Genomic DNA, 23015 nt, shown 5'->3' on the forward strand with positions numbered 1-23015 from the left:
CGCTCAGCCCCTCTCCATTCCGTGCCCGTGCTTGTATCCGACCTTGATCTCCAGCCAGTTCATCGGGTAGGTGAGGACGAACCCGACGAACAGGCCGAGGGCGGCGAAACCCCGGAAACGCGTAGGTGTCGGGATCGGGCTGCTCGGTGACGGCGAGGGGCGTCACCACGCCCATGACGATTCCCATGCCCGCCATGACCGAGAGCATCGAGAACCACTCGCCGCGGAAGGCCATGTAGAGGGCGTGCGGCCAGTTCTTCGCGTGCATCGACATCGCCTTGTACTGGAAGATGAGCGTGCCGAACAGGTAGCCGACGATGTACTCGAAGTACCACTCCTCCCAGAAGCTCAGGCCGAAGGCACGCGCCATGATCATCGCGGTGATGATGCCGACGCCGTCGCCGCCGACACAGTGGATCACCGACCCGGTGGTGCGGCGGAAGCCGTTCGCCCGTGCGTACTCGTTGTGCCGCCGCTGCTTCTCCTCGGCGTCCTCGATGTCACCGATGCCGGGAGCACGCGCCGTGAACCAGTAGAGGGCGAGGCCGATCGGTCCGAAGAAGAACACGATGATCGGCCACGCCCAGCGCATCGCGGGCTTCAGCGCCGTGTTGACCCGGTAGGCGAACTCGAGCACCGAACCTCCATGCGACAGGCCGGGAGTACGCCGCCGCCTGGCGTACCCGGATGGCCGGAAGCCAAACCGAGCTCACTGGAACAAGTTCTAGACTAAGTAGAACGTGTTTCAGTAGGCTGTCCGGAAGCGCAGGTCGTCAACGAGGCGGGAGCGGATGCACGTGAGCTCGGCTGATTACGTCGTCGTGGGCGCGGGCAGCGCAGGCTGCGCCGTGGCGGGCAGGCTGGCCGAGGCCGGCGCCAGCGTGGTGCTGGTCGAGGCGGGCGGGCCGGACCGCACCCGGCTGGTCCGGGTCCCCGGCATGATCTCGATGGTCCACACGCTCCCGCAGCTGAAGAAGCGGCTCGACTGGGGCTACTACAGCGTGCCGCAGAAGCACGCGCTGGACCGGCGCATCCCGCAGACGCGCGGCAAGGTGATGGGCGGGTCCAGCTCCATCAACGGCATGCTGTTCGTGCGCGGCAACCGCGCCAACTACGACCAGTGGGCCGCCGAGGGCTGCACCGGCTGGAGCTACGACGACGTGCTGCCGAGCTACCGGCGGCTGGAGGACTGGGAGGGCGGGGCCAGCGACCTGCGGGGCGTGGGCGGGCCCATCAAGGTGACGCGGCAGCGGAACCTCACCCCCGCCACGCAGGCGTTCATGGCGGCGCTGGCGGACACGCTCGGCGTGCCCACCATCGACGACTACAACGGCGCCGAGCAGGAGGGTGTGAGCGTCTTCCAGCAGAGCGCGAGCGACGGCCTGCGGTACAGCTCCGCCCGCGGGTACCTGGACGGCCGCGACCAGCCGAACCTGCACGTGGAGCGCGGGGTGACCGTCTCCCGCGTCACGTTCTCGGGCTCCCGCGCGACCGGCGTCGAGGTGATCGACGGGGCCGGGCGGCGGACCATCGGCGCGAGCCGCGAGGTGGTGCTGGCCGCCGGGGTGTTCGGCTCGCCGCAGCTGCTGATGCTGTCCGGGATCGGTCCCGCGGGGCATCTGCGTGACGTCGGCATCGACGTGCGTGCCGACCTGCCCGTGGGGCAGAACCTGCACGACCACCTGTTCGTGCCCATGACGTTCCTCATGAAGAACGCGGTCCACCGGGGAACACCGCTGCACTTCCTCGGCGGCATGCTGGCGGAGGCGGTCCGCGGTGGCGGCTGGTTCGGCAGCACGGTGTTCGGCGCGGTGGGCTTCGTCCGCTCGCCGTTCGCCACCGACGTGCCCGACCTGCAGATCCACGAACTGCCGTGGTCGTACCCGGTGCCGAACCAGGACGCCCCCGTGCGGCACAAGGTGGACACCCGCCCGGCGCTGACGATCCTGCCGACGTTGATCTACCCGAAGAGCCGGGGCGAGGTGCGGCTGGCGTCGTCCGACCCGCTCGCCGCGCCGCTGATCGACCCGGCCTACCTCGCCGAGCCCGCGGACGCGGACGTGCTCGTCGAGGGCGTCAAGATGATCCGCGAGGTGATGGCGAACAAACTCGTGGCGGGAGACGTGACCGGCGAGTTCGCGCCCGGTGAGGAGTACGCCGACGAGGCCGCGCTGCGGCGCGAGCTGCCCCACCGCATCCACTCGGTCTATCACCCGGTGGGGACCTGCCGGATGGGTGCCGACGAGCGGGCCGTGGTGGACCCGGAGCTGCGGGTCCGGGGCATCGAGGGGCTGCGGGTCGCGGACGCCTCGATCATGCCGAGCATCACCGGCGGCAACACCAACGCGCCCGCGATGATGATCGGGGAGCACTGCGCGAGCATGCTGACTCGTGAGTGAGAAACGTGGTTCTCACCACGGAGAACACTCACGACGGCACTCAGCTGGCGGGCAGGTTGACCGTCGCGATCGGCCGGGCCTCCCAGGCTGCCCAGTCGGCGCCGATGGCGCTCGCGGTGCGCAGCAGCAGGGGCAGGTGGTGGTCGACGAGGTGCTCGACGGACGTCTCCGCCGCGTGGGCGTTGACGTTCACCGCCGCCACCGTCCGGCCCTCCCCGTTGCGGATCGGCGCCGCGATCGACCGGATGCCCAGCGCGAGGTCCTGGTCGGTCACCGCCCAGCCCTTCGCGCGCACGTCCCGCAGCACGCCGTCCAGCTCGTCCCGGTCCGGCTTCCAGCGCGGCTCGATGCCCGACCGGCCGGGCGTCGCGAGCAGCCGGTCGAGCTCGCTCGCGTCCAGCGCCGCGAGCAGCACCTTGCCCAGTGACGTCTGCACCGCGGGAAACCGGGTGCCGATGGTCACCGCCAGCGTCACCAGCTTCGGCACGGCGACGCGCGCGACGTAGACGATGTCCGAGCCGTCGAGCTGCGCGATCGAGCACGACTCGCCGGTCCGGTCGACCAGCGCGCGCAGGTGCGGCTCGGCCAGCTCCCACAGGTTGCGCGAGCCGACGTAGGCCATCCCGAGCTCGAGCACCCGCGGCGTCAGCGAGAACCCCTGCTCACCGCTGCGGACGTACCCCAGTTCCTCCAGCGTGATGAGAATCCGCCGGGCGGTCGGCCTGGCGAGCCCGGACTCGGCGGCCACCTCGCTCAGCGTCATGTGCGGCCTGCCCGGCTGGAAGCCGCGGAGCACGTCCAGCCCGCGGGCGAGGGCCTCGATGAAATCCGGGCGGGTGTCCCGGCGCATCGGCTGTCCTTCCGCGGAGTGGAGCACGGTGGGCGGACGGCGCCGCCGCCCGCCCACCACAGGGTCGTCCGTCACTGTATCCGGCCCCTCATCCCTCCGCGCGCCGCACGGCGACACCCTCGCCGCGGAACTCGCTGTAGGTGTACGGGTTGGGGATCAGCTCGGTCTCCGGGATCTCCGGCGCCATGCACTCGCGCCACGTCTCCTCGCCGAGCTGCCCGCGGGCGTACTCCACGGTCGCGCCCACGGCTTCCTTCGCCCTGGCCAGGTCGACGCCCACCAGCTCGTTGCGGTACTTGACCACCCTGCCGTCCACCAGCACGGTGTGCACGTCCCCCCGGCCGGCCTGGAACACCACGTGCCCGTACGGGTGCACGATCGGGAACATCGCGGGCGAGCGGTCGTTCTTGAGCAGCACCACGTCGGCCTTCTTGCCCGGCGTCAGCGACCCGATGACGTCCGCGAGCCCGAGTGCCCTGGCCCCGCCCATCGTGGCCCACTCGACCACCTGCTCGGCCCGCAGCTTGTTGTGCACCACGGTCTCCCGCGCCGTCTGCGCCTCCAGGTGCTCGCGGGAGCGGTCGGCCGACAGCGTCGCGCGCATCGCCGAGAACAGGTCGCCGCTCCACCACACGCTGGTGTCCATGGACAGCGACGTCGGGATCCCGTACCGGCGCAGCTGCCAGCTCGGCGGGTAGCCCTGCCCCGCGCTCTGCTCGCTCTCCGTGGAGATGGACACCGTCCCGCCGGAGGCCGCGATGCGCTGGTAGGAGTCCTGGCCGAGGCTGCACGCGTGGACGTAGGTGACCTCGGGTGTCATGTAGCCGTGTTCCCACATCAGCCGGATGCCGTCGTCGTTCGTGGCGCCCCACACCCCGGCGTGGGTGGTCACCGGCAGGTCCAGCTCCCGCGCGGCCTCGAACGCGCCCCGCTCAGGGAACTCGGCGTCGCCGGTGACGTCGAACGCCAGCTGCAGGCCCAGCATGTCGTCGCGGGAGGAGAAGTGGCGGTCGACGAAGGCACGGAACTCCGGCGAGTTGGCCCACTCCCAGGGCGCGCCGAGCAGGTTGCCGTAGGCGAGCACGAACCGCCCGGGCACGGCGCGCAGCGCCTCGACGGCGGCGTCGCCGTACTCGGTGTTCTGCAGCCCGTGCGACCAGTCGACCGTCGTGGTCACGCCCGCGTCGATCGCCTCCATCGCGGAGGCGAGGTTGCCCGCGTAGATGTCCTCGGGGCGGAAGATCTTGCCCCAGTTGAGGTAGTAGAAGACGAAGTACTGGGACAGGGTCCAGTCCGCGCCGAAGCCGCGCAGCGCGGTCTGCCACATGTGCCGGTGCGTGTCGACCATGCCCGGCATCAGGATGCCGCCGGTCGCGTCGATCACCGTCGCGTCCCCGGGCGCGGGCAGATCCCGTCCCACCCGCTCGATGTGCTGGCCGCGGACCAGGACGTCGCCGCCGTCCAGGACGCCGATCGCCGGGTCCATCGACAGCACGAGGGCGTTGCGGAAGAGCAGGGGACGGCCCGGGGTCAGCTCGTCCGGGAGGGGACTGGTGGGCATGTCGATCACCTCGTCGTGGTTGAGTCACGGGCCCGCAGCGCCCGTGCGCGGGCCGAGAGCGGAACGGTGGCCGCGGCGAGACCGGTGAGCAGGGCCGCCGCGCCCCAGACGTAGCCGGACAACTCCGGAAGGCCGAGCGCGTGGTCCAGCGACCACGCGCCGGGGCCGCTGAACGCCAGCACGACCGCGAGCGCGCCGTAGCAGAAGGGCACCTCGCAGCCGCCGCGCTGCGCCCAGAACCCCTGGGGCGCGGTGGCGACGGCGGCGACCGTCATCGTGCCGATCACGAGCGCGCAGCCGCCCGGCGTGAGCAGCCCGGTCGCGATCGACGCGGCGCCGGCGAGCTCGAGCAGCCCCGCGAGCGTGGCCAGCCGCGCGCCGGGAACGAACCCCCACTGCTCGAACACGGTCCCGGTGCCCGCGCGGCCCGCGCCGCCGAACCAGCCGAACAGCTTCTGCGTGGCGTGCCCGAACAGCAGTCCGGCGAGCAGCAGCCGGAGGAGCAGCAGCGCGAGGTTCACGACCGCTCCGGCAGCCGGTCGAGCACGAAGTCGTACTCGGCGTGCAGGTACGGCTCGTCGAGCTGCCGCCCGTCCGGTGCCGGGCCAGGGTCGCGGCGTACGAACGGCACGACGAGCGCGTCCTTGGTGCCGAAGACGACATCGGTGTCCAGGTAGTCCGAGCCCTCCTGGAACAGGTGCGTGATCAGCCGCGCGTACCCGGGTTCGTCGATCAGGAAGTGGATGTGGGCGGGCCGGTAGTGGCTGATGTCCGTGCGCCGGAGCAGGTCGCCGACCGGCCCGTCCATCGGGATCGAGTAGCCCAGCGGCGCGATCGTGCGCACGCAGTACGTCCCGTCGTCCCGGGTCCGGTACTTGGCCCGCAGCCGTGCCTCGTCGACGTCGGGCAGCTGCGCCTCGTAGGTGCCCTCGGCGTCGGCCTGCCAGACGTCGAGCACCGCCCCGGGCACCGGGTCCCCCTCGGTGTCGGTGACGGTGCCGGTGACGAACAGGGGTGTGCCCGGGAGGTCGTCGGACATGTCGTGCCCGAAGTCCACGGTCGGGGAGCCGTCGATGTGGAACGGGCCGAGCACGGTCGCGGGGGTCGCCTTCGCCGAGAACCGGTTGTTGAGCTGGACCACCAGCGTGCTCAGACCGAGCACGTCGGAGGCGAGGATGAACTCCTGCCGTTTGTCGTCGCTCATGCGGCCCGTCGCGGCGAGCCAGTCCATCGCCGCCGCCCACTCCGCCTCGGTGAGTTCCACCTCCCTCGCGAACGCGTGCAGGTGCCGCACGAGCGCGGTCATCAGCTCCGCGAGCCGGTCGGGGCGCGCGGTCGCCCACCGGTGCAGGGCGAGGTCGGTGAGGTTGTCCTCGTTGACGAAAGCCATCGGCGCTGCCTTTCGGACGGTGGTCCGTAGAACGGACATTGTTGCGGCGACTCGCGGGTGAGGCAAGTCTCGATTCGAGCAATCTCGCCGTGGCATGCTTATCGTGGAACGGACACTTGTCCGTTAGATGGTCACGGAGGTGCGACCAGATGAGCGAGCACGCGTCGGCCGGAGGCCCGCTTGCCGGGCTTCTCGTGGCGGACTTCTCCCGGGTGCTGGCCGGCCCGTACGCGACGATGCTGCTGGCCGACCTGGGCGCGGAGGTGATCAAGGTCGAGGCGCCCGCCGGGGACGAGACGCGCTCGTGGATGCCCCCGGTCCGGGACGGGGTGTCGACCTACTACCTCGGGATCAACCGGGGCAAGCGCTCGATCGCGCTCGACCTGCGCGCGGAGTCCGACGCCACCGCGGCGCGCGAGCTGGCCCGGCGCGCCGACGTGGTGATCGAGAACTTCAAACCGGGCGGGCTGGCCCGGTACGGGCTCGACTACGAGTCCGTGCGCGCGGCCAACCCGGGCGTGGTGTACGCCTCGATCAGCGGCTTCGGCACCGGCGCGGGCCGCGACGTGCCCGGCTACGACCTCATGGTGCAGGCGATCTCCGGGCTGATGAGCCTGACCGGCGACCCGGAGGGGCCGCCGTACCGGGCGGGCATCTCGGTGTTCGACGTGATGGCCGGAAACCACGCCGCGATCGGCATTCTCGCGGCGCTGCGGCACCGCGACGCCACCGGGCGCGGCCAGCACGTGGAGGTGAACCTGCTGTCGTCGGCGCTGACCGGGCTGGTCAACCACAGCTCGGCGTACGTCGCGGGGGGCACGGTGCCCTACCGGATGGGCAACGCGCACCCGAGCGTGTTCCCGTACGAACCGCTGCCGACCGCGGACAACGACCTCATCGTGGCGGCCGCCAACGACGGCCAGTTCCGCAGGTTGTGCACGGTGCTGGGCATTCCCGGCGTGGCCGACGACCCGCGGTTCGCGACCAACGCCGACCGCACCGAGCGGCGCGACGAGCTGCGCCCGCTGCTGGTGGAGCGGCTGGCCACGCGCGGCGCGCTGGAGTGGTTCGACCTGTTCGTGGCCGCCGGGGTCCCGTGCGGCCCGATCAACACGATCGACGGCGGCTTCGCGATGGCCGAGCGGTTCGAGCTGGAGCCGGTCGTCGAGGTCGGCGAGGGCGACCGGGCCGTGCCCACGACCCGGCACCCGATCCGGTTCTCCGAGACCCCGGCGGTCTACCGGCTGCCGCCGCCCGAGCTGGACGAGCACGGACCCGCACTGCGGGCGTGGCTGGAGGAGCAGCGGTGACCGAGTACCCGACCGCACTGGGCGCCTCGTCGCGCGACACGATCACCCTGCTCGGCCGCGACCTCGCCGCCGACGTGATGGGCGAGGTGGGCTTCGGTGAGCTGGCGTTCTGGCTGGCCACGCAGCGCAGGCCGGAGCCGGGGGAGACCCGGGTCTTCGAGGCGGTGCTGGCCGCGCTGGCCGACCACGGGTTCACGCCGACGGCGATCGTGACCCGGCTGACGTACCTCTCGGCGCCGGACTCGATCCAGGGCGCGCTCGCCGCGGGACTGCTGGGCGGCGGTTCACGGTTCCTCGGCGTGACCGAGGACTGCGGGCGGTTCCTGCACGCGGTGCTGTCCGAAGTGGATGCTCCGCCTGCCGACGACGCGGGCTGGGACGCGCTGGCCCTGCGGACCGTGCGGGAGCGGCGCGAGGCGGGGCTGCTCGTGCCCGGCCTCGGCCACCACGTGCACAAGGACGGCGACCCGCGCACGGACCGGTTGTTCCGCATCGCCGAGGCGGAGGGCCGCTTCGGCCCGCACCTGGCGCTGTTCGCCGCGATCGGGCGCGTGCATCCGCAGGTGCTCGGCAGGACGCTGCCGCTGAACGGGGCGGGCGTCTGCGGCGCGGCCCTGGCGGATCTGGGCCTGCCGCTGGAGCTGTTGCGGGGGTTCGCTCTGCTGGCTCGCACGGCCGGGCTGATCGGCCAGCTCGCGGAGGAGCTGCGGAACCCGGTCGCCAACGAGATCTTCCTCTCGGTGGACCTCAACAACCGGCCCGTGCCGCCCGAGCCCTACCGGCCGGAGCCCTGACCGGCCCGCGTCCGCCACAGGTCGTCCTGGGTGCCCGCCTTCTCCCAGAGCCGGGCGACGCCGTCGGGACCGAGGTCGTCGAGCGGGATCAGCAGTTGCCGGGACAGCACGTCGGCGAACTCCTCGACGCTGTGCAGGGTGCGGGACTCCCGCTCGGCGGCGCCGAGCCGGCGCAGGGTGCGGGACAGCAGGAGCAGCGTGTCGTCGCCGTCCGGCCGTGCGGCGATCAGCGTGGTGACGTAGGCGGAGCCGGGTGAGGTGGACAGCTCGTGCGAGCGCTCGGCGAAGTCGGTGAGCTCGCGCGGGCGCAGCCGGAAGTCGTACGAGGCGATGGAGCCGCCCGGACGGTGGTGGAACCGCCACGTGTCGGCGTCCAGCCGCTCCAGGCGGTAGGTGAGATCCCCCTGCGTGTGCTCGCCTTCGCGCAGCGGCAGTGGTTCCAGGAAGCCGTCCCCGATCCCGGCATCGGCCACCCACTGCCTGCCGTCGAGGTCCACGAGCAACACGTTGTGGTTGCCCCACGCCGAATCGCCGCGGGACTCGCGCAGGACGGCACCCTCGACCATCGTCACGGCGAACCCGGCCGAGCGCAGCAGCAGGGCCAGCCCGCCGTTCTGCTCGTAGCAGTAGCCGCCGCGACGCCGCCGGACGAGTTTCGTGAGCAGCGCGTCGGTGTCGAGGCTGATCGGACGGCCGAGCTGGATGTCGAGGTTCTCGTAGGGCACGCGGGCCCGCCACGTGCGGTGCAGGCGGCGCAGGGTGGGCACGTCGGTGCGGACGGGGCCGGTGAAGCCGATCCGGTCCAGGAGCGAGTTCAGCATGAAAACTAGATTAACTCTAAGTTTGGAGTTAGTCTAACTTTATGCCGGAATCCCACCCTGGACTGCGGGAACGTAAGAAGCAGCAGACGCGGCGTGCGCTGATCGAGACGGCGTACCACCTGTTCGAGCGGGACGGGTACGAGCCGACGACGGTCGCCCGGATCGCCGAGGCGGCCGGGGTGTCGACCGCGACGTTCTTCAACTACTTCCCGAGCAAGGAGGACCTGCTCTTCCCGGACAGCGAGGAGATCCTCGCCGCCGGGCTGGCGGCGATCACCCGGCACGCTCCGGGCGACGACCCGGTGGACGTGCTGGCCGGCGCGGTGCGCTCGATGATCTCGGCGACCAAGAGCGGAACCCGGGACCCCGCCGCCGAGCTGGAGACGCGGCGGCTGCGGCTGGTGCTGTCGGTGCCGCAGCTCAGGGCGCGGCTGCTGGAGCGCTCGTTCGGCACCCTCCGGGAGCTCGCGGCGGCACTGCTGGCCGCGTACCCGGACGCGTTCGACGAGGTGGAGGCCACCGCGATGCTCGGCGCGGTGTTCGGTGCCGCCCTCGCCGCGGGCTCGGTCAGCGTCCAGCGGGACGAACTCTCGGAGGCCACGCTGACCCGGTCCGTCGACCTCGTCACGCGGGCATTGCGAGCCGGGTGGCGGTGACCCGGCTGTGTCGTGGCGCTTGTCGGAGCGGGCGACGGGAATCGAACCCGCACCACCAGTTTGGAAGACTGGGGCTCTACCATTGAGCTACGCCCGCGCTCGGCTGTCGATCAGCCGTGCCGTAGTCTAACGGCACCCGCTAGGGTGGTCGCACACCGCCCCTGGCGTGGCGGTTTCGGGGTGTGGCGCAGCTTGGTAGCGCATTCGCTTTGGGAGCGAAGGGTCGCAGGTTCAAATCCTGTCACCCCGACAACGTTCGCGAGTCCCCGGCTTCTCCTAGCGCAGGAGCCGCTGGACCATCTCGACCAGCGTGTCCACGTCGTCGTCGACCATCGGCTCGCCCGTGATGCCCATCCGGTGGAGCAGGGTTCCGACGACGACATCGATGATGAACAGCACCCGGTTCTCCGGTTCCCCCAGCGCCTCCTGTAGCGCGCGCCGGTAGGGGTCCTGCAACCGCGTGGCCAGGACCCGGCGCAGGGCGGGATCGCTGACGGCATCGGTGAACACACCCGCGAACGCGGCGCCCACCCCCGGTTCGCCGATCTTCGCCGCGCCCCAGCGGATGGCCGTCGCCAGGTCCTTCTCCCGGTCGGTGCCCGTCAGCGGCAGGGCGCCGAACGCGTCGACGAGGCAGGCGGTGATCAGCTCCCCTTTGGACGGCCAGCGGCGGTAGATCGTGGTCTTCGCGACGCCCGCCGCGGCGGCGATGCGGTCGACGGTGGCGCGGGTGTAGCCCAGCTCGTGGATGGTGCGCAGCGTCGCCTCGAAGACCACGGCGTCGACGCTGGAGCGGGGGCGGCCGGGTGGCCGGTGGGACGAGTTCGCTCGGGCCATGGGCACATCCTAGCTAATTGTGCTACTTTCGGTATCGATACTTGAGGTAGCGAAATGGGATCGAGGAGGGGATATGGGCGGCACCACCGGCACGCGGCGTCCACCATGGGGAGTCCGGCTGGTCTACGGCCTGCGCAAGGAGCCGGACATGCTGGCGATGCCGGACGACGAGCTGATGGCCGCGCGCGACGCACAGAACCGGATGGTGGCTTCCGGCCGGGCGCGGATCATCACCGGCTTTCCCGACCGCAGGGCCACGATCGACTGGCAGCGGGTGGGGCTGCCGGACCGGGAGCTCGCGGTCCGCGTCTACCGGCCGGTGTCCGGCCGAAGACGTCCGCAGGCGCGACTGCCCCTCGTGCTGCATGTGCACGGCGGCGGGTTCGTGGGCACGGCCGTGCAGTGCGACTGGCTCAACAGCCACCTCGCCGGGCGGCTGCCCGCGGTGGTCGTGTCGGTCGAGCACCGCCTCGTCTCTCCGGGCATCCCGTTCTCGGCGGCGGTCGACGACGGCTGGGACGTGCTGCGGCACGTGGTGCGGCACGCCGCCCGGTGGGGCGTCGACCCGGCGCGCGCCGTCGTCGTCGGGGAGAGCGCCGGTGCGGCGGTCACGGCCCTGGCCGCGATCAGGGCCAGGGACGCCGGCCTGGCGCTGCGGGCACAGGTACTGGTCAACCCCTGTGCCGATCTGACATCGACGGCGCTCGACTACCCGTCGATGACCGCGTACGCCACCAGCCCGACGCTCACCGTGACGCGCCTGGAGCGGTTCCGCAGGATGGCCGTTCCGGAGGGAGCGGATCCTCGCGCGGTGTCGCCGCTCCACGCCGACGACCTGAGCGGGCTGGCGCCGGCACTCGTGGTGGTGCCGGCGCTCGACCCGGTGGCCGACCACGGGCGCGCCTACGCCGACCGCCTGCGCGAGGCCGGGACACCCGTGCACCTGGCCGAGTACCCCCGGGCGGGACACGCGTTCCTCAGCATGCCGCGCCTGGTCCCCGCCGCGCGGCCCGCCCGCCGCGCCATCCTCTCCTTCCTGCGTGACCACGTGCACCCCGCGGTGAGCTCGACGGCGGCGGGGACGCGATGACCGCCACCGTCCTCACCGGACCGGGCAGGCGGTCCACCCCGATGCCCGACGCGGGCCACGCCGAGGAGCAGAGCCTGGCACGGCTCCTGCGGCCGCAGCTGGCGGGCTTCGCGGCCGTCGTGGCCCTGCAGGTCGTCGGCGCGGTCGCCGGGCTGGCCCCGCTGCTGGCGGTGGTGGAGCTCGGCCGGGCCCTGCTGCCGCCCGGCCCCGTCGACTCCGGTCACGTCCGGGCCGTCGTGCTGGTGGGTGTGGCCGGCCTGTTCGTCCGCCTGCTGTGCACGGCGGCGGCCTCCGGAATCGGGCACCTCGTGGACGACCAGGTGCAGCTGTCGCTCCGGCGGCGACTGGCCGCCCGGCTGGCGCGCGTGCCGATCGGCTGGTTCTCCCGGCGCCGGACCGGCGAGCTGGCCAAGGTGGTCGGCGACGACGTGAGCGCCGTGCACCCGTTGATCGCCCACGCCCCCAGCGAGCTCGTCGCCGCGTTCGTCGTACCCGCGGTGTCGCTGACCTATCTGTTCACCATCGACTGGCGGCTCACGGTGATCACGCTGGTCCCGGTGGTGCTGGCGTTGTCCGTGGTTCCGCTGATGATGACCCGTACCCGGCTGCGCGAGCAGAAGGAACTTGACGCGGCCATGGGCCGGATCGCGAACTCGGCGGTCGAGTTCGTGCAGGGGATCTCGGTCGTCAAGGCGTACGGCGGGGCCAGGCGGGCTCACCGGACCTTCCGCACGGCCGTGGACGAGTTCGCCGACACCTTCCTCCGGTGGGTGCGCGGTATGTCCGTGCTGGCCGCCGGGATGCAACTGGCGCTGTCGCCCCCGTTCGTGCTGCTGGTCGTGCTGGTCGGCGGCGCGGCACTGATCACGTCCGGCGGCCTCGCCCCGCCCGACCTGCTGCCCTTCCTGCTCCTGGGGCTCGGCCTGACCGCGCCGGTGGCGGCCCTCGGCCACGGCTTCGACGACCTGCAGGCCGCCCGCCGCGCGGTCGGCCGGATCCGGGACGTGCTCGACGAACCATCGCTGCCGGAACCCGCGAATCCGGCCGCACCCGAAGGCCACCGGGTGGAGCTGCGGGCCGTCCGGTTCGGCTACGACCCCGGCCACGAGGTGCTGCGCGGTATCGACCTCGTGCTCGAACCGGGCACGGTGACCGCGATCGTCGGACCGTCGGGAAGCGGCAAGTCCACGCTGGTCCAGCTGCTGCCACGGTTCTTCGACCCGACCCACGGCTCGATCCTGCTGGGCGGTGCCGACCTGCGAGAGCTCGGCAGCGGGCAACTGCATCGGCTGGTCTCCTTCGTCTTCCAGGACGTGCGCCTGCTGCGTGCGTCGGTGGCGGACAACATCGCCCTGGCCGTCCCACGGGCCGGCCGCGACGACGTGGTCCGCGCCGCCCGGCTGGCGCACATCCACGACCGGATTCTGGAGCTGCCGCGTGGATACGACACGGTGCTCGGCGCCGAGGCGGGGCTGTCGGGCGGGGAGGCCCAGCGGATCGCGCTGGCCCGCGCGCTGCTGGCCGACACACCCGTCCTGGTGCTCGACGAGGCGACCGCCTTCGCCGATCCGCACACCGAACGGGCGGTGCGCCGCACCCTGTCCACGTTCGCGGGCGACCGGACGGTCCTGGTGATCGCCCACCGCCTGGAGACGATCGCCGACGCCGACACCGTCGTGGTGCTGGAGAACGGGACGATCGTCGAGCGAGGCAGTCCCGCCCGGTTGCTGGCCAGGGGCGGACGGTTCGCGTCCCTGTGGCACGCCCACCGGTCGGCGATCACCGACGACCCCAGCGACACCGACGGCACCGACGGCACCGACGGCACCGGAACCGACCGTGCCGTGCCGCGAGGAGGCGAGTCCCGATGATCCGGATGCTGCTGCGCGTGCTGGGCCGCGAGTACGCCCGGCCGATCCGCCGGACCGTGGCCTGGATGACGGTGGCCGCGGTGGCGGAGGGGCTGTCCTACGCCCTGCTCGTCCCGGTGCTGCGGGAACTGTTCGGCCGGGAACCCGGCAACGTCTGGCCCTGGCTGCTGGCGTTCGGGGCCGCGGTGACGGTCTGCGCGGCACTGCGCTATCGCGCCGACCTGTCCGGCTTCCGCTCCGGGACCACGCTGCTGCGCGGCCTGTACCACCGGCTCGGCGACCATCTGGCCCGGTTGCCCGTCGGCTGGTACAGCGCGGCCCGCGTCGGGGAGGTCTCCGTCATGGCCAGCCGCGGCGTCCTGGAGGCGATGGGTGTGATCGCGCACCTGCTGGCACCGTTCCTCTCCGCCGCGGTGACTCCGCTGACGATCGTCGCCGTGATGCTCGTGTTCCACTGGCAACTGGGACTGGCCGCGCTGGCCGCCGCCCCGATCGTGGCCGTGATCCAGGTCTGGACGGGGCGGGCGATGTCCGCCACCGACGCGGAACGCCACGAACGCGACCACGAGGCCGCCGCGCGGGTCGTCGAGTACCTCCAGGCGCAGCCGGTGCTGCGCGCCGGGGGCCGGAGCAGCGAACGGTTCGCGTTGCTCGACGACGCACTGCGGGACGCGCAGCGCGCGTCCCGCCGTACCGTGCTGGCGGCGCTGCCCGGTGTGGTGGGGTTGACGCTGGTCGTGCAGGCGGTGTTCACCGTGCTGCTGGTCCTGGGCGCCTTTCTCGCGCTCGGCGGGAGCATCGGTGCGGCGGAGGTGCTGGCGATCCTGGTGCTGGCGGCCCGCAGCGCGGATCCGCTGCTGTCGCTGTCGGACATCGGGGGCAAGCTGCGCGTCGCCCGGTCCGAGCTCGCCAGGCTCGACGCGGTATTGCGCACCGAGCCGCTGCCGGAACCGCACGCGCCGGTCGTGCCGGTGCGGCACGACCTGGAGTTCGCGTCGGTCACCTTCCGGCGGGGCGACCGCACGGTGCTCGACGGGCTGACGTTGTCCGTTCCGGAGGGGCAACGGCTCGCCGTGGTCGGACCGTCGGGTGCGGGGAAGAGCACCCTGCTGCAGTTGCTCGCGCGGTTCCACGACGTGGCCGCGGGCGCCGTGCGCGTGGGCGGGGTGGACGTCCGCGACATCGACCCCGAGGTGCTGATGTCGCGGATCTCCCTCGTCTTCCAGGACGTCTACCTCTTCGAGGGCACGATCGAGGAGAACATCCGGCTCGGTCGTCCGGACGCCTTCGACGCCGAGGTGCGGGCCGCGGCGACCGCGGCGCGGCTGGACGAGGTGATCCAGCGCCTGCCCGAGGGATGGGCGACGAACGTGGGCGAGGGCGGCGCGCTCCTGTCGGGTGGCGAGCGTCAGCGGGTGTCGATCGCGCGAGCGCTGCTGAAGGACGCGCCCATCGTGCTGCTGGACGAGGTGACCTCCGCACTCGACCCGGTCAACGAGGCCGCTGTCCACCAGGGAATGGATCGCCTGCTGGCGGGCCGGACGGTGGTGCTGGTCGCGCACCGGCCGCGGACCGTCCGCCGCGCCGATCGGGTCGCCTTCCTCGACGGGGGCCGGATCGTGGAGGAAGGCGGCCACGACGAGCTGCTGCGCCGCGGCGGCCGCTACGCCGGGTTCTGGGAGGCCGCCCTGGCACCGGCGGCGCGCGACTGATTCCGCGAGTCCCCGTTCCGGGCGCCGAGTGCTGCACTCAGGTCCGCGAGTTCCGCGCTCGTGGCTCCAGGCTTTCCCGTGACCGCGGCACTCGCGTGCGGGAGCGGGGGACTCGCGGTCAGCGGGTCAGGCCCGCGACGGCGGCCACCAGCTTGTCCACTTCGGACTCCGTGGTGTACGGTGCGATCCCGGCGCGCACCGCGCCCGTGTCGCCGAGGCCCAGCTGGCGTGAGCACTCCAGCGCGTAGAAGCTGCCCGCCGGGGCGTTGACCCCCTGCTCGCCCAGCCGGGCGGACACCGTCGCCGGGGGCAGGCCCGGCACCGAGAACAGCACCGTCGGCGTCCGGCGGCGCCGCGGCGACCCGTGCAGGGTCACGCCGTCGAGCGCGCCCAGCCCGTCCTCCAGCCGCCGGGCCAGGGCCTCCTCGTGCTCCGCCAGCGCCTCCATCGAGCCGGTCACCCGCTCGCGGCGGGTGCCCGCGCCCGGCACCAGGCCGGCCAGGAAGTCCACCGCCGCGGTCGTGCCCGCCAGCAGCTCGTACGGCAGCGTGCCCAGCTCGAACCGCTCCGGCACCGCGTCGGTCGCGGGCAGCAGCTTGTCCGGCCGCAACGTCTCCAGCAGCGCCGGGCTCGCCGCCACCGCGCCCAGGTGCGGGCCCAGGAACTTGTACGGCGAGCAGGCGTAGAAGTCCGCGCCCAGCGCGGCGAGGTCAACGGGGGAGTGCGGGGTCAGGTGCACCCCGTCGACGTAGAGCAGCGCCCCCGCCTCGTGCACCGGCCCGGCGATCGCCGGGACATCCGGCCGGGTGCCGACGAGGTTGGCGGCGCCGGTGACCGCCACCACGCGGGTCCGCTCGGACAGCAGCCCGGTCACCGCGGCCGGGTCCAGCTCGGCGGTCGCCGGGTCGAAGTCCGCCCAGCGCACGGTCGCGCCGCGCGCCCCGGCCGCCTGCACCCAGGGACGGATGTTGGCGTCGTGGTCGAGCCGCGTGACCACGACCTCGTCGTCCGGGCCCCAGTCCTTCGCCAGCGTCCGCGCGACGTCGTAGGTCAGCTGCGTCATGCTCCGCCCGAACACCACCCCTGCCGGGTCGGCGCCGAGCAGGTCGGCCATCGCCAGCCGCGCCTCGGTGACGATCGCGTCGGCGCGGCGCTCGGCGGCGGTGACGCTGCCCCGGTTCGCGATCGCCGCGCGCAGCGTGCCCGCCACGGCGTCGGCCACCACGTCCGGCACCTGCGACCCGCCGGGCCCGTCGAAGTGCGCCGCCCCCTCAGCGAGCGCGGGGAAACGCTCCCGTACCCGCTCCACGTCGTACCCCACGCGGTACCTCCCCATGTCATGAGTGGCTCGTTACTGACCAAAAATGCCAGTAACGAGCCACTCATGACACCGCCCTCAGTGGGCGACGGCCTTCTCGGAGCCGGCCCCGGTCAGGGACCGCACCTCCATCTCGCGATGCTTGTCCTCCAGGTGCTCCTTCGACAGCACGGTGCCGAGCCAGCCGAGGAAGAACGACGCCGGGATCGACACCAGACCCGGGTTGGACAGCGGGAACCACGCGAAGTCGGCGTCCGGGACCATCGCGGACTCGCTGCCGGACACCGCGGGCGAGAACACGATGAGCACGATCGTCAACGTCAGGCCGCCGTACATCGACCACAGCGCGCCCCGCGTGTTGAACCGCTTCCAGAACAGCGAGTACAGCAGCGTCGGCAGGTTCGCGGAGGCGGCCACCGCGAACGCGAGCGCCACCAGGAACGCCACGTTCTGGTCCTTCGCGAGGATGCCGCCGACGATCGCGACCGCGCCGATCACGCACGCCGTGATCCGGGCGACCCGCACCTCGTCGTTCTTGCTGTCGACCTTGCCCTTCTTGATCACGTTGGCGTACACGTCGTGCGCGAACGACGCCGACGCCGTGATGGTCAGGCCCGCGACCACCGCCAGGATCGTCGCGAACGCGACCGCGGCGATGAACCCGAGCAGCAGCGGGCCGCCGAGCTCCTGCGCCAGCAGCGGTGCCGCCGCGTTCGAGCTGCCGGGAGCGTTCTTGATCGTGTCGGCCCCCACCAGCGCCGCCGCGCCGTAGCCGAGCACCAGCGTGAACAGGTAGAACAGCCCGATCAGCGCGATCGCCCACACCACGGACCGCCGGGCGTCCTTCGCCGTGGGCACGGTGTAGAAACGCATCAGCACATGCGGCAGGCCCGCCGTCCCGAGCACCAGCGCGATGCCCAGCGAGAGAAAGTCCAGCTTGCTCGTCTCGCTCGCGCCGTACTTGGCGCCGGGGTTGAGCAGCGAGTCACCGCCGGCGGAGGAGTCCACGGCGGCCCCGAGCAGGCTGGACAGGTTCAGCCCGAACCGGCCCAGCACCCACACGGTCATCACGGCGGTCCCGGCGATGAGCAGGCCCGCCTTGATGATCTGCACCCAGGTGGTGCCCTTCATCCCGCCGACCAGCACGTAGACGATCATCACCGCGCCGACGACGGCGATCACGATGCTCTGCCCCGCCTCGCCCTCGATGCCGAGCAGCAGCGACACCAGGCCGCCGGCGCCCGCCATCTGCGCGAGCAGGTAGAAGAACGACACCGCCATCGTCGACGTCGCCGCCGCCGCCCGGACCGGCCGCTGCCGCATCCGGAACGCCAGCACGTCGCCCATCGTGAACTTGCCGGTGTTCCGCAGCAGCTCCGCGACCAGCAGCAGGGCCACCAGCCATGCCACCAGGAACCCGATCGAGTACAGGAACCCGTCGTAGCCGTACACGGCGATCGCGCCCGCGATCCCGAGGAACGACGCCGCCGACAGGTAGTCGCCGGAGATGGCGATCCCGTTCTGCGGGCCGGTGAACGCGCGGCCCGCGGCGTAGTAGTCCGACGCCGTCTTCGTGTTTCGCGACGCCCGGAACACGATCACCATCGTCCCGGCGACGAACAGGCCGAAGATCGTGATGTTGAGGGCCGGATTGCCGCCCTCCAGGCTCTGGGCGAGCGTGTTCATCGGGCCTCCCCCTCGACTTCCTCCCGGATCTTGTCCGCGAGCGGGTCCAGCTTCCGGTCCGCGTAGCGCACGTACAGGCCGGTGATCGCGAATGTCGAGACGAACTGCAGCAGCCCGAGCACGAGACCGACGTTGATGTTGCCGACGACCTTGACGGACATGAATCCGTGCGCGTAGTCGGCCAGCAGCACGTAGAGCAGGTACCAGCTGAGGAAGCCTGCGGTCATCGGGAAGACGAAGACCCGCAGCCTCCGGCGCAGCTCGCGGAACTCGGCACTGGAGTGGACCTCGGCCCAGGACGTCGGCCCAGGCGGATGAGTCGAGGGCTCGGTGGTACTCACGGTGACCTCCTCGTCACGGACACGGCTTCGTGCTGGCGGTCACCGTAGGCAGCGGCGCCGATATGCCGGAATCGTCAGCGGACCAACCGGCGTGTGATGCGACGAACGGCCGACGAGCGGCGGGCCGACCACGACGAGTGGCCCAGGTCACGGACCGGGGTGGCGCGGTCGGTGAACGGGGAGCGCCGGTGCTCGTGCAGGTGCAGCCGCAGCATCGCGGCGGTCGACCACGGCGGTGGCCTGCCGAACAGCGACACCGCGACCATCACGGCGAACGCCAGCGGCACCGACCACGGTGCGGGCTGCACGAGCAGCACCGCGACCCAGCCGTCGGCGGGGACCCCGAGCACGGTCGCGAGGAACGCGCCGGACGAACCGGCGAGTCCGGTCGCCACGCCCGCGATCGCACCGGGCGCGGTCAGCCGCGGCCACCAGATGCCCAGCACCAGCAGCGGGCAGAACGTGGACGCGGCCACGGTGAACCCCCACGTCACCAGGGTGCCCGCGTCGAAGCGGGCCGCGGGCAGCGCGAGCAGCACCACGACGGCCGCCGCGACCACCACGGCGACCCGCAACTGCCGCAGCCCGCCGGGCACCAGGTCGTGCGAGATCGCGCCCGACACCACGAGCACCAGCCCGAGCGAGGTCGCCAGGAACGCCGCGAACGCGCCCGCCGTGAGCAGCCCGGTGAACAGGGCGCCCACGGCCCCCGTGTCGACCTGCGCGGGCAGCGCCACGACCGCGCTGTCCGTGGCCCCGGACAGGTACAGGTGCGGCACCAGCACCCGGCCCAGCACGCCGTAGATGCCGGGGAACAGGTAGAACACGCCGAGCAGGGCCACCGTGAGCGCCGCCGTGCGGCGAGCCGAGCGGCCGTCCGGACTGGTGTGGAACCGCATGATCACGTGCGGCAGGCCCATCGTGCCGAGCATCGTGGCGATCAGCACCGCCCACGTGCCCAGCAGCGGGTAACCCTCGTCGCCGACGTCGAGCAGGGGCCGTTCCCACCCCGGCGCGCCCGGCGCCGTCTCGCCGCGCAGCTCGGGAGCCGGGCTGCCCGCGGGGAACACCACCGTGCTCCCCGCGGGCACCTGCCACTCGCCCTCGGGCAGGGCGGCGGTCGTCCCGTCCGGGAGCCGCCGCTCCGCGCCGGGCGGCACCTCCAGCGTCGCGCCCGCGCGGAACACGACCTCGGTGTCGCGGGTGAACTCGGTGAACTCGGCGGGCCGCAGGGCGTCGTCGCGCACCTCCGGCCCCACCTCGGCCACCAGCCAGAGCGCCGGGACGATGAACAGCACCAGCTTGAAGAAGAACTGGAACGCCTGCACGTAGGTGGCGGCGCGCATGCCGCCCAGCGCGAGCGTGGCGCTCACCGCGAGCCCCGCGACCACCACCCCGACCCAGTACGGGGTGCCGCCGACGACGCTGAGCACCAGCCCCGCCGTGCGGAACTGCGGCACCAGGTACAGCCCGCTGATCACGAGCACGACGACGGCCGCCAGCCTGCGCAGCGACGGCGACGCCAGCCGGGCCTCGGCGAAGTCGGGCACCGTGAGCGCGCCCGAGCGGCGCATCGGCGCCGCCACGAGCGTCAGCATGGCGATGTAGCCCGCGGTGAAGCCCACCGGGTACCACAGCGCCCCGATGCCGTCCTTCACGACCAGCCCGGCCACGCCGAGGAACGACGCCGCCGACAGGTACTCGCCGGACACCGCCGCCGAGTTCAGCAGCGGCGACACCCGGCGCGAGGCGACCAGGAAGTCCGACGTCGTGCGCATGGCCGCGACCCCGCGCAGCCCGATCAGCAACGTGACCAGGACGACCGGCGCGACCGCGAACGCGACGATCACCGGGACGCTCCGGACCGGCGGCCCCTCCCCGGTGCGGGGGTGTCCGGGTCCTCCTCGATGCGCTCGGCGCGCCGCAGGTGCCAGAACCCGAGCAGCACCATCGCCGGGAACGGCGCCACCAGCGCCAGCCAGGACACCGGCACCCCGAGCAGGCGCACATCGCCAAGGCCGGGCACGGCGGCCAGCAGCAGCGGCAGCCCGGCGACCAGCGCGACCAGCGCGCCGAGCGCGGCCAGCGCCTGCGCCCGCTGCCGGTGGTACAGCGCGATCGCGACCGGCGCCTCCACCGGGTCCAGCGTCGCGGGCCGCCAGCGGCCGCGGTGCCTGCGCCGCGCATGCGCGAGCCGGGTCTGCGGGCTCGTCACCGCCACCCTGCGGTTGCCGGTCATGACGACTGTTCGAGCTCGCCGCGCTGCGCCGCCCGCAGCAGCCTTTCCCGCAGCTCCCGCGCGTGCCTGCGGCTCACCGGGACGTCGCCGAGATCGGTGTGCGCGAGCAGGCCGCCGACCGAGTCGCTGCGCAGCTCGCGGACGGCGCCCAGCGCGACCAGGTAGCCCCGGTGCGTGCGCACGAACCCGGCGCTCTCCCAGTACTCCTCCAGCCGGGAGATCGGCATCCGCACCAGGTGCACCCCGGAGCCCGTGTGCAGCCGCACGTAGTCGCCGTGGGCCTCGGCGAACCGCACGTCGCCCCGGCGCACGTACCGCGTCCGCCCGCCCGACTCGACCGGCAGCGCGGCCATCGTGTCGGGCAGCTCCTTGCTCGCGGGCGCGGCGGGCTCCCCGGCCCCGGCCATCCGGCACACCCGGTGCAGCGCGTCCGCGAGCCGCTCCGCCCGCACCGGTTTGAGCAGGTAGTCCACCGCGCCGATGCCGAACGCGGCCACCGCGTGCTCGTCGTAGGCCGTCACGAACACGATCACCGGCGGCTCGGCCAGCTTGTTCAGCAGCGACGCCAGCTCCAGGCCGTCCAGGCCGGGCATCGCGATGTCCAGGAACACGGCGTCGAACCGGCCGCTCTGGATCGACTTCAGCGCGGTCAGCGGGTCACCGGCGCCGGTGACCTCCGCGACCTCCGGCGCCTCGCGGAGCAGGCTGCACAGGTCCGCCAGCGCCGCGGGCACGTCGTCGATCGCCAGCACCCGCAGGCCGCCGGCCGTCTGCGTACTGTTCACGGCATCACTCCAGGCTGGAACCGGGGCACCCGGACGATCACGCGGGTGCCGTCCCCCTCCGCCGTCTCCACCACCAGGCCGAACCAGGGTCCGTACACGTTACGCAGCCGCCGGTCGACGTTCGCCAGGCCCATGCTCGTGCCGGCCCCGCGCCCGGCGAGGAGGTCCTCGGCGGTGGCCGGGGGCATCCCCACCCCGTCGTCCTCGACGCTGATCACGCAGTCGGCGCCCTCGGCCTCGCCGAGCACCTGCACGGTGCCGCCGCCCGCGCGCGGCTCGATGCCGTGCCGGACCGCGTTCTCCACGATCGGCTGCAGCACGAGGTAGGGGATCGCCACCGCCAGCACCTCGGGAGCGACCCGCACCTGCACCCGCAGCCGCTCGCCGAGCACCGCCCGCTGCAGCGCCAGGTACGTCTCGATCGCGTGGAACTCGTCGGCGACGGTCGTGTACTCGCCGTGCCGGGCGAGGCTGTAGCGGATGTAGTCGGCGAAGTCCAGCATCAGCTCGCGCGACCGGTCCGGCTCCGACCGCACCAGCCCCGCGATCACCGTGAGCGCGTTGTACACGAAGTGCGGCGAGATCTCCGCCCGCAGCGCCCGCAGCTCGGCCTCCGCCGCGTGCTCCGCCGAGGCCTCCAGATGGCTTCGTTCGAGCGCCGCGACGAGCAGGTTCGCCACCTCCCGCACCGCGGCCGGCCGCACCGGTCCGGCTACCACCAGGACCCCAGCCAGCTCGTCGTGCACGACGAGCGGCAGCGCCACCACCTCACCGCGGCGGCGCCGGTCCTCGGTGTGCAGCACGTCCTCGACCATGGCGGCGGTGTCGGCGCCCGCGGGCAGCCTGCCCGCGGACACCAGCCCGCCGGACAGGTCCGCCAGGCCGACGGCGCCGGCCCCGAGCAGCCGCCGGATGCCCCGGGCCGCCGAGGGCACCCGGGGACCCGTGAGCCCGTCGGCGAGGTCGTCCGCCACGTGCCGCGCCGTCTCCAGCACGCTCGCGATGTCGCGGGGCCTCCGGGGCAGCAGGGGGCGGTGCCGCGACTCCTCGTCGGCAGGCACCGGCATGCTCGCTCCCAGCTCCCTCGGCGGATCAGGCGCACTGTAGCCCGGAGTGTCCCGGAGACTCTCACGGCCGTCGGACGACCGCTCGTCCCCGATGTGGCACCGTTCGTCGTCAGGCTCCTGCTGGCCCGCCCGGATTGCCCTTATGGTGCCCGCCATGAGCAGCGACGCTTTGGAGAACCTGTCCACGGAAACTCGTACCTTTCCTCCGGGGGAGGAGTTCGCGGCGCGGGCGAATGCGTCGGCGGAGTGGTATGTGGAGGCGGAGGCGGATCGGGAGGCGTTCTGGGC

Annotated in this window: 22 protein-coding genes, 2 tRNA genes and 1 pseudogene; 9 read left to right on the forward strand and 16 right to left on the reverse strand. The window is 72.6% G+C overall.

Annotated features, from left to right (window positions below; all coding sequences use genetic code 11):
* Positions 1–3 precede the first annotated feature (3 nt).
* Together B0I33_RS30890 and B0I33_RS30895 are read right to left on the reverse strand one after the other, a co-directional pair.
* A complete protein-coding gene (locus B0I33_RS30890; RefSeq protein ID WP_425440472.1) occupies positions 4–135 on the reverse strand; it encodes a DUF4396 domain-containing protein in 132 nt (43 codons plus the stop codon).
* 40 nt (positions 136–175) lie between these two features.
* Positions 176–421: pseudogene (locus B0I33_RS30895) on the reverse strand (DUF4396 domain-containing protein); the annotation flags it as partial.
* Between B0I33_RS30895 and B0I33_RS30395 the strand changes: the two are divergent.
* Both B0I33_RS30395 and B0I33_RS12525 read left to right on the forward strand, forming a co-directional pair.
* A complete protein-coding gene (locus B0I33_RS30395) occupies positions 318–536 on the forward strand; it encodes a hypothetical protein (RefSeq protein WP_245900624.1) in 219 nt (72 codons plus the stop codon). The pseudogene B0I33_RS30895 and the gene B0I33_RS30395 overlap by 104 nt on opposite strands.
* 261 nt (positions 537–797) lie before the next feature.
* A complete protein-coding gene (locus tag B0I33_RS12525) occupies positions 798–2399 on the forward strand; it encodes a GMC family oxidoreductase (RefSeq protein ID WP_245900625.1) in 1602 nt (533 codons plus the stop codon).
* A 40-nt stretch (positions 2400–2439) separates the two neighbouring features.
* Here the strand turns inward: B0I33_RS12525 and B0I33_RS12530 are convergent, their stop codons facing one another.
* From B0I33_RS12530 to B0I33_RS12545, 4 genes are all read right to left on the reverse strand, one after another.
* Positions 2440–3249, reverse strand: coding sequence for an IclR family transcriptional regulator domain-containing protein (locus B0I33_RS12530; RefSeq protein ID WP_106178810.1), 810 nt, complete (start codon positions 3247–3249; stop codon positions 2440–2442).
* 88 nt (positions 3250–3337) lie between these two features.
* Entirely contained in the window at positions 3338–4810 is a 1473-nt protein-coding gene (locus B0I33_RS12535; RefSeq protein ID WP_106178942.1) for an amidohydrolase family protein, read from the reverse strand.
* A gap of 5 nt (positions 4811–4815) precedes the next feature.
* Entirely contained in the window at positions 4816–5331 is a 516-nt protein-coding gene (locus tag B0I33_RS12540; RefSeq protein WP_106178811.1) for a DoxX family protein, read from the reverse strand.
* Complete coding sequence (locus B0I33_RS12545) at positions 5328–6200, reverse strand: dioxygenase family protein (RefSeq protein WP_106178813.1); 873 nt, start codon at positions 6198–6200, stop codon at positions 5328–5330. The genes B0I33_RS12540 and B0I33_RS12545 overlap by 4 nt, the downstream gene beginning before the upstream one ends.
* A gap of 149 nt (positions 6201–6349) precedes the next feature.
* On the opposite strand from B0I33_RS12545, the gene B0I33_RS12550 reads away from it, so the two are divergent.
* Together B0I33_RS12550 and B0I33_RS12555 are read left to right on the forward strand one after the other, a co-directional pair.
* The gene (locus tag B0I33_RS12550) at positions 6350–7510 is read left to right on the forward strand and encodes a CaiB/BaiF CoA transferase family protein (RefSeq protein ID WP_106178815.1); all 1161 of its coding nucleotides are present in this window, start codon (positions 6350–6352) and stop codon (positions 7508–7510) included.
* Positions 7507–8304, forward strand: coding sequence for a citryl-CoA lyase (locus B0I33_RS12555; RefSeq protein WP_106178816.1), 798 nt, complete (start codon positions 7507–7509; stop codon positions 8302–8304). Before B0I33_RS12550 ends, B0I33_RS12555 begins: the two co-directional genes overlap by 4 nt.
* Here B0I33_RS12555 and B0I33_RS12560 read toward each other — a convergent pair.
* On the reverse strand, positions 8286–9125 hold the full coding sequence (locus tag B0I33_RS12560; RefSeq protein ID WP_106178818.1) for an arylamine N-acetyltransferase family protein: 840 nt from the start codon (positions 9123–9125) through the stop codon (positions 8286–8288). The two genes, B0I33_RS12555 and B0I33_RS12560, sit on opposite strands and share 19 nt — an antisense overlap.
* A 41-nt stretch (positions 9126–9166) precedes the next feature.
* On the opposite strand from B0I33_RS12560, the gene B0I33_RS12565 reads away from it, so the two are divergent.
* Positions 9167–9781 (forward strand): TetR/AcrR family transcriptional regulator, encoded by a 615-nt coding sequence (locus tag B0I33_RS12565; protein WP_106178820.1) that lies wholly within the window; start codon positions 9167–9169, stop codon positions 9779–9781.
* Positions 9782–9807: 26 nt separating this feature from the next.
* Here the strand turns inward: B0I33_RS12565 and B0I33_RS12570 are convergent.
* Positions 9808–9878, reverse strand: a tRNA-Gly gene (locus tag B0I33_RS12570).
* A 79-nt stretch (positions 9879–9957) separates the two neighbouring features.
* Here B0I33_RS12570 and B0I33_RS12575 point away from each other — a divergent pair.
* Positions 9958–10031 (forward strand) — tRNA-Pro (locus tag B0I33_RS12575).
* A gap of 26 nt (positions 10032–10057) precedes the next feature.
* On the opposite strand, the gene B0I33_RS12580 is transcribed toward B0I33_RS12575, so the two are convergent.
* On the reverse strand, positions 10058–10618 hold the full coding sequence (locus B0I33_RS12580; protein WP_106178822.1) for a TetR/AcrR family transcriptional regulator: 561 nt from the start codon (positions 10616–10618) through the stop codon (positions 10058–10060).
* Between the two features lie 73 nt (positions 10619–10691).
* Between B0I33_RS12580 and B0I33_RS12585 the strand changes: the two genes are divergently transcribed.
* The 3 genes from B0I33_RS12585 to B0I33_RS12595 are packed head-to-tail and all read left to right on the forward strand — an operon-like array spanning position 10692 to position 15291.
* A complete protein-coding gene (locus B0I33_RS12585; protein ID WP_106178824.1) occupies positions 10692–11708 on the forward strand; it encodes an alpha/beta hydrolase in 1017 nt (338 codons plus the stop codon).
* On the forward strand, positions 11705–13579 hold the full coding sequence (locus B0I33_RS12590; protein ID WP_106178825.1) for an ABC transporter ATP-binding protein: 1875 nt from the start codon (positions 11705–11707) through the stop codon (positions 13577–13579). The genes B0I33_RS12585 and B0I33_RS12590 overlap by 4 nt, the downstream gene beginning before the upstream one ends.
* A complete protein-coding gene (locus B0I33_RS12595; protein WP_106178826.1) occupies positions 13576–15291 on the forward strand; it encodes an ABC transporter ATP-binding protein in 1716 nt (571 codons plus the stop codon). The genes B0I33_RS12590 and B0I33_RS12595 overlap by 4 nt, the downstream gene beginning before the upstream one ends.
* Before the next feature lie 118 nt (positions 15292–15409).
* On the opposite strand, the gene B0I33_RS12600 is transcribed toward B0I33_RS12595, so the two are convergent.
* The 7 genes from B0I33_RS12600 to B0I33_RS12630 form a co-directional block, all read right to left on the reverse strand.
* On the reverse strand, positions 15410–16612 hold the full coding sequence (locus B0I33_RS12600) for a cysteine desulfurase-like protein (protein ID WP_106178943.1): 1203 nt from the start codon (positions 16610–16612) through the stop codon (positions 15410–15412).
* 75 nt (positions 16613–16687) lie between these two features.
* The gene (locus B0I33_RS12605; RefSeq protein WP_106178827.1) at positions 16688–18295 is read right to left on the reverse strand and encodes a solute symporter family protein; all 1608 of its coding nucleotides are present in this window, start codon (positions 18293–18295) and stop codon (positions 16688–16690) included.
* Entirely contained in the window at positions 18292–18636 is a 345-nt protein-coding gene (locus B0I33_RS12610; RefSeq protein ID WP_106178829.1) for a DUF485 domain-containing protein, read from the reverse strand. Before B0I33_RS12610 ends, B0I33_RS12605 begins: the two co-directional genes overlap by 4 nt.
* 74 nt (positions 18637–18710) lie before the next feature.
* Positions 18711–20486, reverse strand: coding sequence for a sodium/solute symporter (locus B0I33_RS12615; protein ID WP_106178832.1), 1776 nt, complete (start codon positions 20484–20486; stop codon positions 18711–18713).
* Positions 20483–20875, reverse strand: coding sequence for a hypothetical protein (locus B0I33_RS12620; RefSeq protein WP_106178834.1), 393 nt, complete (start codon positions 20873–20875; stop codon positions 20483–20485). Before B0I33_RS12620 ends, B0I33_RS12615 begins: the two co-directional genes overlap by 4 nt.
* Positions 20872–21660, reverse strand: coding sequence for a LytR/AlgR family response regulator transcription factor (locus B0I33_RS12625; protein ID WP_106178836.1), 789 nt, complete (start codon positions 21658–21660; stop codon positions 20872–20874). The genes B0I33_RS12620 and B0I33_RS12625 overlap by 4 nt, the downstream gene beginning before the upstream one ends.
* On the reverse strand, positions 21657–22727 hold the full coding sequence (locus B0I33_RS12630) for a sensor histidine kinase (RefSeq protein ID WP_181193265.1): 1071 nt from the start codon (positions 22725–22727) through the stop codon (positions 21657–21659). Before B0I33_RS12630 ends, B0I33_RS12625 begins: the two co-directional genes overlap by 4 nt.
* Positions 22728–23015: the final 288 nt, after the last annotated feature.

The sequence above is a fragment of the Prauserella shujinwangii genome, assembly GCF_003001955.1.
In the GTDB taxonomy this organism is placed as follows: domain Bacteria; phylum Actinomycetota; class Actinomycetes; order Mycobacteriales; family Pseudonocardiaceae; genus Qaidamihabitans; species Qaidamihabitans shujinwangii.

Bases quoted from the DNA above. Each gene is read 5' to 3' on its own strand.
- B0I33_RS30395 (WP_245900624.1), top strand. From the start codon at position 318: ATGTACTCGAAGTACCACTCCTCCCAGAAGCTCAGGCCGAAGGCACGC.
- B0I33_RS12530 (WP_106178810.1), bottom strand. From the start codon at position 3,249: ATGCGCCGGGACACCCGCCCGGATTTCATCGAGGCCCTCGCCCGCGGG.
- B0I33_RS12535 (WP_106178942.1), bottom strand. From the start codon at position 4,810: ATGCCCACCAGTCCCCTCCCGGACGAGCTGACCCCGGGCCGTCCCCTG.
- B0I33_RS12545 (WP_106178813.1), bottom strand. From the start codon at position 6,200: ATGGCTTTCGTCAACGAGGACAACCTCACCGACCTCGCCCTGCACCGG.
- B0I33_RS12550 (WP_106178815.1), top strand. From the start codon at position 6,350: ATGAGCGAGCACGCGTCGGCCGGAGGCCCGCTTGCCGGGCTTCTCGTG.
- B0I33_RS12560 (WP_106178818.1), bottom strand. From the start codon at position 9,125: ATGCTGAACTCGCTCCTGGACCGGATCGGCTTCACCGGCCCCGTCCGC.
- B0I33_RS12565 (WP_106178820.1), top strand. From the start codon at position 9,167: ATGCCGGAATCCCACCCTGGACTGCGGGAACGTAAGAAGCAGCAGACG.
- B0I33_RS12580 (WP_106178822.1), bottom strand. From the start codon at position 10,618: ATGGCCCGAGCGAACTCGTCCCACCGGCCACCCGGCCGCCCCCGCTCC.
- B0I33_RS12585 (WP_106178824.1), top strand. From the start codon at position 10,692: ATGGGCGGCACCACCGGCACGCGGCGTCCACCATGGGGAGTCCGGCTG.
- B0I33_RS12590 (WP_106178825.1), top strand. From the start codon at position 11,705: ATGACCGCCACCGTCCTCACCGGACCGGGCAGGCGGTCCACCCCGATG.
- B0I33_RS12595 (WP_106178826.1), top strand. From the start codon at position 13,576: ATGATCCGGATGCTGCTGCGCGTGCTGGGCCGCGAGTACGCCCGGCCG.
- B0I33_RS12605 (WP_106178827.1), bottom strand. From the start codon at position 18,295: ATGAACACGCTCGCCCAGAGCCTGGAGGGCGGCAATCCGGCCCTCAAC.
- B0I33_RS12620 (WP_106178834.1), bottom strand. From the start codon at position 20,875: ATGACCGGCAACCGCAGGGTGGCGGTGACGAGCCCGCAGACCCGGCTC.
- B0I33_RS12630 (WP_181193265.1), bottom strand. From the start codon at position 22,727: ATGCCGGTGCCTGCCGACGAGGAGTCGCGGCACCGCCCCCTGCTGCCC.